The sequence below is a fragment of the Moorena sp. SIO1F2 genome (assembly GCF_010672755.1).
Classification (GTDB): domain Bacteria; phylum Cyanobacteriota; class Cyanobacteriia; order Cyanobacteriales; family Coleofasciculaceae; genus Moorena.
In genome coordinates this window covers 1-9,437 of record NZ_JAAHFV010000257.1, presented here as the reverse complement: position 1 = coordinate 9,437, position 9,437 = coordinate 1, and the positions used below count along the sequence as shown (strand labels likewise).

Here is a 9,437-nt window from a genome sequence, read left to right as displayed (position 1 = left end):
GGCTATTCTCTAGAAACTTCTGGAAAAACTCATATAAAACGAAAGGAAATGATAGTATTTTTTATAGAAGATTATCTACTGCGATATCTGAAAAAGTTTGTTAGACCGGACATGATGACTCTTATTACGAGGCAAATTAAGTTTGAGGCTCAGCTCAGAATAAGGAAATTATTGAGAGGGATGAATAATCCAAATCGTAATCTAGTTTATTCCAGATTACATAGAAGATTAAAAAATTAACGAAATAAGATGGCAAAAAAACCTTTAATGAAGAATGGGCAAAATTAAGTTGATCAGATAAGTCGCTCAGAGAACTAACATAATAAATGGAGTAATCACCTAGTGGAACTGTCTGATGCCACCTCCAAAAAGCTGGTGAAAGGAGCTGGAGTTTCTTTCATAGGTAAACTAATAAGTACTGGTTTCAAATACTTTACCCAAGTAGTTCTTGCCTGGCTGCTTGGGGCAGAGTCTTTTGGGCTTTACACCTTAGGAATTACCATTTATCACTTTGGAGAGCTATTTTCAAGGATGGGGCTAGACAGTGGTGTTGTGCGCTATGTCTCAATCTACTATAGTTCCGGTGACAAAAATCGGCTCAAGGGAGTTTTACTACAGGCAATTGGGCTACCTTTATTGAGTGGTATCGTTTTTGGGAGTACTCTCTTTTTTGCCTCTGATCCTATTGCCCAAGGTTTATTTGGTAAACCAGAGCTAGCTCCTGCACTCCGTATCTTTGCCATAGCTCTCCCTGTGGGAGCTGCTACCAATGTCGGAGCCTTTGCTACTACCGGATTTCAGATTACACAATACAAAGTTTATATTTGGGAGCTACTACTACCATTCATTAACTTACTACTAGCTATAGTACTCTGTACCATCGGCTTTGGACTTCAGGGAGCAGCTTGGGCTTGGCTAGTTGCTCTGACTTTAGCATTAGCAGCCACTGTTTACTTCATTGGCAGTATCTTTCCTGGGATAGCTAGAAGAAGTCCCAAACCGATCTTTGAGAGCAAGCAACTAATTACATTTTCCCTTCCCTTAGGCTTTGGAACTTTTGCGTGGCTCATCCTACTCTGGACAGATGTATTGATGCTGGGGTATTTCCGGTCAGCATCAGAGGTGGGTGTTTATCGAGCAGCTTCACAGACATCGCTCTTGATGAATATCATTGCTGGCTCCTTGGTTACAGTTTTTGCTCCGATAATTGCCAGTCTTTACAGCAAGGGCGAGTTTGAAGAAATGGGGAGAGTTTTCCAAACCAGTAGTCGCTGGAGCTTCTCCTTGACATTACCTCTGTTTTTAATTGTTGGAGTTGCTGGCAAAAACATTTTAAGTATTTTCGGGGCAGAATTTGAAACTGGATGGTTGCCCTTGGTCATTTTAGGTATGGGGCAACTGGCAAGAGCCGGTGTGGGAGGATTATCTAATCATATGCTAGCTATGTCAGGTCATCAATATTTCAAGCTTTTTGCAGATATTGGTCTAGCAATCACGAATATAGCATTGAATATTTTGTTGATTCCCCTATGGGGAGTTATGGGAGCAGCAGTAGCAACAGGGGTTAGCATTACAGGGATTAGCATGTTACGTGCAGCTCTAGTAAAGCGCGCTTTAGGGGTAGGGATTCCCTTGTATAATTGGACATATTTAAAAATTATCGTAGCTGGGACTACAGCTGCTTTGATTGGTTTGGTTGTGCAAAATTGGCTCGAACCTATGCATTTCGTGTTGTCAGCATTGTTCACAGCATTAGTTATTTGTTTATGCTATTTTGGTCTGCTATTACCAATGGGTATAGAAGAAGCAGATCAGATGATATTGGTAAAGATTAGCAAGAGATTAGGACTATTCAAGGATTGATGCGTTTGAGGATTAATAGATTATAAAATGGTTCCCAATACTGTTGGTTAAAGTTATCATTAATTCAAGAGATTATATGAATAAAAATGATGTTGCACATATTAGCTAATTTACACAAACCTATAGAAACTATAAAAAAGCCAATTTTAGGCTGGAAATATAGCCATAAAAAACCAGAATTTGCTATAACTTTATTATGGTTATTTTTAAGTTTGATAAACTTGGGATGTGTGAGTCAGTCCAGCACGGAAAAATCAAGTACTAAGGCTAATAGTTTAGCTTATTCTCAAATTGAACCCCTAGTCATTCCTGTAGGTGGACCAGCTCCAGACAGGCGTATTGGTGGGCTGATTACAACAGATATTAACGATGACGGCCAACAAGATTTTATCATCACTAAGTCAGATTATATTGCAGTTCACGATCATTCTGGAAAAAAGCTCTGGGCAAAGCAGATCAACATTCAAGTGGTAGGGAAGTCGGAGCAAAACGGACTACCTGGAACTCATGGACCAGGTGTCCAAGCAGCTGATGTAGATGGAGATCAAAAGACAGAAGTTCTGTTTTTAACCAAGGACAATACCCTCCATATTGTTGAAGGGTTCAATGGACAGACTCAGAAAACTATAAAACTCCCATCTCTAGAAGGTACAGAGGGTTGGGAGCACCTAGTAGTAGCCAATTTCCGGGGCAAAGGCGATCGCGATTTACTACTTCAGACCACGAATGCTGAAGGATACCGTATGGGTCGTTATCTAGCAGCCTATTCCCTAGACAACCTACTCAAAGGTGAAAACCTTAAACCTTTGTGGACCCGAGATGATTTCCTTGCCAATGCCCACAATGGGGCACGGGTGGCAGATCTCGACGGAGATGGCAAAGATGAGGTTTTGGGCGGGACGATTATATCACCATTAGGAGAGCTACTGGTGCGAATTCCCATAAAAGGTCATATTGACTCCCTGTTTGTGGCTGATGTGCGTCCAGACATCCCAGGATTAGAGGTGGTAGCTCTGGAAGAGGGGGGTGGCAATCGGGTTTTCCTTTATAACCGCGATCGCGTAATTTGGAAAACCCACTACAAGCATCAAGAACCACAAAATGCTGCCATTGGTGATTTTGACCCCCAACGACCGGGATTAGAAGTTTGGTGCCGCAGCCGTTACCAGAAGCACCAGAAACCCTTTGTATTTGATGCCCAAGGTCAACGGATTGCTGACTATCAAATGGATGATGTTGCTCCCAAGGGATGGACAGAAAAAGGTGTAGAGGTGATCTTCCCGATTGATTGGACAGGAGAGTCGAGGCAATTAGTGGCTGTCAAAGAGCGCCATAAACCAGGAGACGTCGGAATTTTCGATGCCCTGAGTGGAGAATTTCTCCATCGGTTCAAAGAACAGGCGGCGAGACTTTACGTTGCTGATGTGTCTGGGGATTGGCGGGAAGAGGTGATGGTTCTCAATGGGAATCAGCTGCACATTTACAGCAACCCCGAAGCTAATCCCAATCTTGATCGCCCACGGCTATGGACTCAAAACCAGTACCGCCGCAGTAAGATGACTTGGAATTACTACAGTCCATAAACTAAAAAACAATGGAAAAAAGGTTAGCTGCTAGGAAAAAATTGATTCTTACGATAATTAAATGCGGCGTTTCCATAGTGCTACTGTCTTGGGCGTTGCGCAAGACAAATCTGCCCGAAATTTTCCTAGCTGTGAGTTCTGCCAACATTCCTCTTTTAATAGCAGCGTTTGTGGTCTACTTAGCCAGTTACTACATCAGAGCTCATCGGTGGCGGGTACTGCTTTTGGCTCAGAATGTGAAAGCTAGGATCCCTTATTTGTATAAGTCCTACATGGTCAGCATTTTCTTCAGTAATTTTTTGCCCTCCACTATTGGTGGGGATGCTATTAGGGCTTATGATGCCTGGCGCTTGGGAACCAGCAAGTCAGTCGCACTAGCCACTGTGTTTTTGGATCGTTTCCTCGGTTTACTGGGTTTGATGCTGTTTGGCCTCGGGGCGCTGTTTTTTTCTCAGACATTGATCGCCCAGTTACCATTACTTCACCTGTGGGTAATGCTAGGTACAGCAGCAATTCTGCTTTTACTCTCGATGATTTTCATACCCTCTCAGAAGATTTCAAGGGTTATTAGCAAGATAAAACTACCCTTTTGGCACCCCATAAAAAACAAGGTATTGAATATTATTAAAGCTTTCCTTGCCTTTGGTAACCGCAAACATGCCTTGGGTATGTCTATGGGGTTGTCACTGATGGTGCAAATCAGTGTCATCGCTCATTATTACCTAATTTCCAAGGCACTGGATTTACCGGTTCCCCTTCTTAGTTTCTTTGTGATCATTCCCCTAGTCTCCTTGATCATGGTGTTGCCTGTATCGATCAACGCGATTGGTCTCCGTGAGAATGCATTTGTATTCTTTTTTGCGGCTTACGGCTACAATATTGCCAGATCCGAAGCGATTGCCTTTGCTTGGCTGGCTTACGGAATCGTGATAATTCAGGGGCTGCTGGGGGGAATTGTATACGCTTTGCGCAAGTAAAGGTGATTAACTCAGATCAGGTAAGGTCGTGATCAGGTAAGGTCGTGATCGGGTAATCGGATGATCAGGTAATCAGGTGTAATGGTGATCAATAAACAATAGTCAGAGCAAATATAAATTACCAAATATAAATTACCAAATATAAATTACCAATTACCAAATATAAATTACCAATTACCAATTAAAATTACCAATTACCAATTAAAATTAATAAAATGCCATCACCAGTAGGACACACATTAGCCGGTATTTGTGGATTTGTTCTGGCACGCCCTTATGTAGCTTGGCATCAGCAAACTCGGCTGTTGTATGGTTCAGTATTGCTCACGAATTTGCCAGACATAGACATTCTGCCTGGATTGCTGCTGGTTGGAAATCCAGGAGCTTTTCACCGTCAGGCCACCCACAGCTTGATAGTAGCCGCCGTAATTGGCATCTTCGTTGCTTGGCTAGTGGGACGTTGGAGGTTAAATCGGCTCCGGTGGGGAATTTGGGCAGCTCTAGTTTATGGCAGCCACATTCTCTTGGATATGCTAGTAGCTGACCCAACAGCACCTTTCGGAGTCCAGGCACTCTGGCCTTTTTCCCTAGAGTATTTTATTTCACCTATTACCATCTTTGCCCGATTTGATTATTTTAATCCAGAATTGGGTATGGTGCGCACCATATTGAGTATTCCTAATTTCTTGGGAATACTGTGGGAAATCGTAGTACTTACACCCTTGGTAGGACTGGCATGGTATGGGTTTGGGAAAACTGACGGCAGAAAACCATTGGCAAGATAGAGGCCAAGGGTGATGGGGTGATCAGGTGATCAGGTTATCGAGACAATAATAGATCTTTTGCATAAATGTCTAAAACAAGGCTGATAAGTAATATGGCCGTGTGTCCCAATTTACTTTGGTAAGAGGTTAATCGTTCTTTGTTGATGGCGATCAACCATCTTTCCTGAGCCATGATGAACCCTCGTCTGATCACGGTGGTTCTTAATACTGATTGTAGATAAGGTTGGTCAGATCCATGAAAGCAGAAAAACTTAATTCAACAGAAACCTCAATCCAAGCCGATTGGCTTTGGGAATCGATTCCCATCGCCTTAATTTTGCTATTGGCGGCTGGGTTTGACCTCTATCAACTCGGCACAGAGAGCCTGTGGGTGGATGAACTCTACAGTGTTAATGATGCCAAAGGCTTACCAGGCCATCTGGGTCTAATCCGCCCAGTGTATTTCATCCTCCTGTGGCTCTGGATGCAGTTTGGCACCAGCGATGCTTGGTTGCGGGGGTTGTCTGTCTTGTTTGGATTGGGCAGTGTATTTCTAACTTACCAGCTTGGTCGTCGTGTAGCGGGAAAGGCAACGGGCTTGATTGCTGCCCTCCTCTTGGCTCTATCGCCCCTGTTCATCAATTTTGCCCAAATGGTTCGTATGTACACCCTAGGCACTTGTCTCGGTCTAGGTGGTACCCTAGCGCTAGTGCATGCTCTTGAGAATCCTACTACCACCTCAATGGCTTGGTGGGCTAGCCTACGACTGTTGGTAAACCTAACTGCCCCACTCAATGCCACCCTGCTCTTCGCGGACATCTGGTTGGTATGGTTTCGGTTTCGCAAGCAACGGGCTACATTATTAGCTTTCGGCAAATGGCTGTTGCTGGTGATCCTGTTGTGGTTACCATCTTTGTTATCTCTAGTGTCTGGAAGCCTGCCCTTCCTAAGCAAGGCCCTTAATCCCATCGCCAAAATTGATGCATCGGCTACTCGACACTCATTTCCGAGTTTTGTGGATGTTTTACGTAAGTTAAAGAATTTTACTGCCTTTCCATTTCCTTCCACATCGAAGGTCAGCAGCTTGTTTTATCAAGCCTACAGTCTACTATTAGCTGCCTTGGTCGGTATTGCCATCATCCACAAAAACCACAAACCACGCCTGTGTTGGATTGCTGCTTGGGCGTTTATACCGTCAGTCATGATTTTTTTAGTGTCTAAACGATTATGGATAGACCGCTACATATTGTTTTTATCCCCATACATTTTGATTATTCTGGCCGCTGGCTTGATGGGATTGTGGCGTTGGAAACGGAGTTTGGCGATCGCAGTAGCAATTATCTATACCATTACCGTTAGCAGTGGGCTAATACGCTATTACACCGTGCAGGATCGCCAAGATTGGCGAAATGTAGCGCAAACGATTAGCATTGGTGAAAAACCTGGTGATACCATCGTGTTATCCATAGGTTCGCCAAAAATGACCTCAGCCCTTGGTCATTACTATAGTGGAGATGCCCCGATCTATTCCCTCGGGAAACTTTGTCCTTCTGATCGAGTCAAAAAGCCTGACGTAGAGGAAGCACTTAATAACTTGCCACCTATTTCCTCGCGGCTCTGGCTAGTTTGCGGCACAGGTTTTGACCAAAAAAAGTTTCGCACTGTTTTCAAAGAACATTTTGACCTGGAAAGACACGCAGAATTCACTAACGAGAACTTTTATAGACAAAATGATTTAATGCATCTATTTCTGGTCATACCCAATTCTCTCAATTCTACTGATACTCCAAATCCTACTGATATCAAAAACAAATCAACATCGGTCTCAGCTCTAGGGCTTTGATTATTTAGGTAGCATGAAAGCCAACAACCACAAACCAGCAGCGCTCCTAGAGCAAGGAAATTGGTTTCGACCATGGATGCCCATTACCTTAATCTTACTATTAGCGAGTGGATTGTACCTCTATCAACTTGGTACAGAAAGCCTATGGGTTGATGAACTCATTAGTATTCATCGTGCCAAGCACCTAGAGCAAGTCTTTAATAGTACACGCCCCCTATATCAGATCTTTTTACGGATCTGGATGATAGTTAGCAGTAGTGATGCTTGGCTGCGGGGATTGTGCGTTGTGTTTAGTATTGGTACTGTTTTTGTTACCTATCGGCTTGGTCGGCGCTTAATCGGAGAGTCCACTGGCTTAATTGCTGCCCTAATCGTTGCCCTCTCACCCCTGTTTATCCATCATGCCCAAGAAGTCCGGATGTACGCACCGAGTACATTCTTTGGTGTTGCTGGCACACTGATCTTAACCCACGCCCTAGAACGTCCAACGACTCCTTTACTATTAGGATGGGCTGGTCTGCGATTCTTGGCAATTATCACCACACCCATTAACGTAGCGCTGCTGCTCCCAGACATAGTTGTGTTTGGCTGGAAGTATCGGAATCAACCTCGTGTTTTGTTCCGTTTCGGGGTCGGACTGTTACTGATTGGTATTTTATGGTTGCCATGGGTGTTTCCCCTAGTAACTAAGAGCGCCAAATTTATGGGAGGTGTAAAAGTACCTGGTACATCAGTTCGTGATCTCGGTGGACGCACTAGTCCTGGTTTACTGCATGTGATCATGCAGCCAGGTCGCTTTACAGCTTGGCCCTTTGGTCGAGCCAATTCCAATGCCATCTACTGGTTTTACAATGCCTACTCTGTCATGTTGACCTGTTTGCTAGGTGTTGTCCTATTCAACAAACCACGCTCAGGTAAGCTGGCTTGGATTGCGGCTTGGGCGTTTTTACCCTTAGTTCTGTTCTTTTCAGTGTCCCAAGTCTCTCGCTCTCTTTGGGTTAATCGTTACCTACTGTTAGCAGCTCCATACCTATTTATTCTTTTAGCAGCCGCTGGGCTCGGCATTTGGCGTCGATGGCGTATTGGTGCGTTGGTGATAGCCCTGATCTATGCCATTGCTGTTGGTGGTGGGCTAAAGCGTTACTATACCGTGCTGGATCGAGAAAATTGGCGTGGTTTAGTGGAAACCATTGCCACCAAAGAACAACCGGGTGATGTGATTGTTTGGTCCATTGGTCAGAGAATACCTGTAGCATTAAATCATTACTATCATGGCTCTGGGAGTATTGAGATTAAGGATGTACTCCCGCGATCGGTTAGAAAAAACGATCAGCAAGCGATAGAAGGTTGGGTTAGCAGTTTGCCCCCAACCCAATCTCGTTTATGGCTAGTTTATGTCAAGTCGTCGAAACTATTTCGGTCTGTTGTTAAAGAGCAATTTCAGATTGAAACCCGAGAGAAACCCATTGATGGGATAGAAATCTTTCTGCTTAAACCACGTTCTGCAGATCAAACCTCTGACGAGTAGACTTCGCCGCAGTTGTCTATTGAAGTAAGCCTAGAAGTAGTTATTGCCGGTTTTTTGCGATCGCGTAGCGTGGCCTACGGCCAATCGCAATTTCCTGAAATTACTCAAAGCGCAATTAATTCAAGAATGATATTTAGAAGAATTTATCACCCTAATCTAGAGATTGTACAGATAAAGAGTATTCAATATAGAATTATAAAACAGCACTTACAAGCCTGTAAACACAATGAAAAAACTATATTTTTTGAGCAACAGGGGATGTAAAGATACTAATCGTAAAGGCTGTCATCTTTGGGGAGTTTAGTATTTTCAATCAGTTGGAGTCTAATGGGCGACTTTCCAACTGAACCCAATTCCTTGGAAACAATTTCAGGTTAGGTGCAATTTGTAAAGCTGCTCGTAAAAAATTGTTACTATCCCTCAACTTACTTGGCTGCTCTAGGGTTTGAGATTTTTGTCCGTTGGCGATCGCTAATGAAATGCTAATTAAATTGTGCTTTGGCTCTGTCGCCGGAACCCTTGCCGTACGCCAACTCGAACACACAATACCCTCGAAAATTATCCTGGCATATAAATAATTGACTACAATGTTTAAACTAAAAATAGCAAAAAAATGAGAGGTTTGTAAAAATTTATAAATTAATCCTTGACAAAATAATTTTTTTATTAGATTTTAAAACCTGAGCCCAATTTACTTAAATTCTCAGGACTTCACCATTGCCCCCTAAATCCTAGAAACTAGGGGGAATTTATGAGAATTACCCCCCAGATTTGAGGGGAGGGGGGGTAAAACCCCCTAAACTTACTAAGTCCTAAGTCTGCTACACTTAGCAACTGTTCTACCCGCTAACTGTAGGTAGAAATAAAGTGAAGACAGAT

The 9,437-nt window shown here is 43.3% G+C and carries 7 protein-coding genes; all 7 read left to right on the top strand.

Annotated features, from left to right (window positions below; genetic code table 11):
- Positions 1-342: 342 nt before the first annotated feature.
- The 7 genes from F6J94_RS24255 (at position 343) to F6J94_RS24225 (ending at position 8,822) form a co-directional block, all read left to right on the top strand.
- Positions 343-1,863: an oligosaccharide flippase family protein gene (locus F6J94_RS24255; RefSeq protein WP_293044869.1), complete on the top strand. Its 1,521-nt coding sequence runs from the start codon at positions 343-345 to the stop codon at positions 1,861-1,863.
- A gap of 230 nt (positions 1,864-2,093) precedes the next feature.
- Positions 2,094-3,446, top strand: coding sequence for a hypothetical protein (locus F6J94_RS24250; protein WP_293044867.1), 1,353 nt, complete (start codon positions 2,094-2,096; stop codon positions 3,444-3,446).
- 11 nt (positions 3,447-3,457) lie between these two features.
- Positions 3,458-4,423, top strand: a complete 966-nt coding sequence (locus tag F6J94_RS24245; protein WP_293018293.1) for a lysylphosphatidylglycerol synthase transmembrane domain-containing protein — start codon at positions 3,458-3,460, stop codon at positions 4,421-4,423.
- A 215-nt stretch (positions 4,424-4,638) separates the two neighbouring features.
- Positions 4,639-5,208: a metal-dependent hydrolase gene (locus F6J94_RS24240; RefSeq protein WP_293018291.1), complete on the top strand. Its 570-nt coding sequence runs from the start codon at positions 4,639-4,641 to the stop codon at positions 5,206-5,208.
- Between the two features lie 235 nt (positions 5,209-5,443).
- On the top strand, positions 5,444-7,030 hold the full coding sequence (locus F6J94_RS24235; protein WP_293044865.1) for a glycosyltransferase family 39 protein: 1,587 nt from the start codon (positions 5,444-5,446) through the stop codon (positions 7,028-7,030).
- A 13-nt stretch (positions 7,031-7,043) separates the two neighbouring features.
- Positions 7,044-8,558, top strand: coding sequence for a glycosyltransferase family 39 protein (locus F6J94_RS24230; RefSeq protein WP_293044863.1), 1,515 nt, complete (start codon positions 7,044-7,046; stop codon positions 8,556-8,558).
- Between the two features lie 12 nt (positions 8,559-8,570).
- Entirely contained in the window at positions 8,571-8,822 is a 252-nt protein-coding gene (locus tag F6J94_RS24225; protein ID WP_293044861.1) for a hypothetical protein, read from the top strand.
- Positions 8,823-9,437: the final 615 nt, after the last annotated feature.

Bases quoted from the DNA above. Each gene is read 5' to 3' on its own strand.
- F6J94_RS24245 (WP_293018293.1), top strand. From the start codon at position 3,458: ATGGAAAAAAGGTTAGCTGCTAGGAAAAAATTGATTCTTACGATAATT.
- F6J94_RS24240 (WP_293018291.1), top strand. From the start codon at position 4,639: ATGCCATCACCAGTAGGACACACATTAGCCGGTATTTGTGGATTTGTT.
- F6J94_RS24235 (WP_293044865.1), top strand. From the start codon at position 5,444: ATGAAAGCAGAAAAACTTAATTCAACAGAAACCTCAATCCAAGCCGAT.
- F6J94_RS24230 (WP_293044863.1), top strand. From the start codon at position 7,044: ATGAAAGCCAACAACCACAAACCAGCAGCGCTCCTAGAGCAAGGAAAT.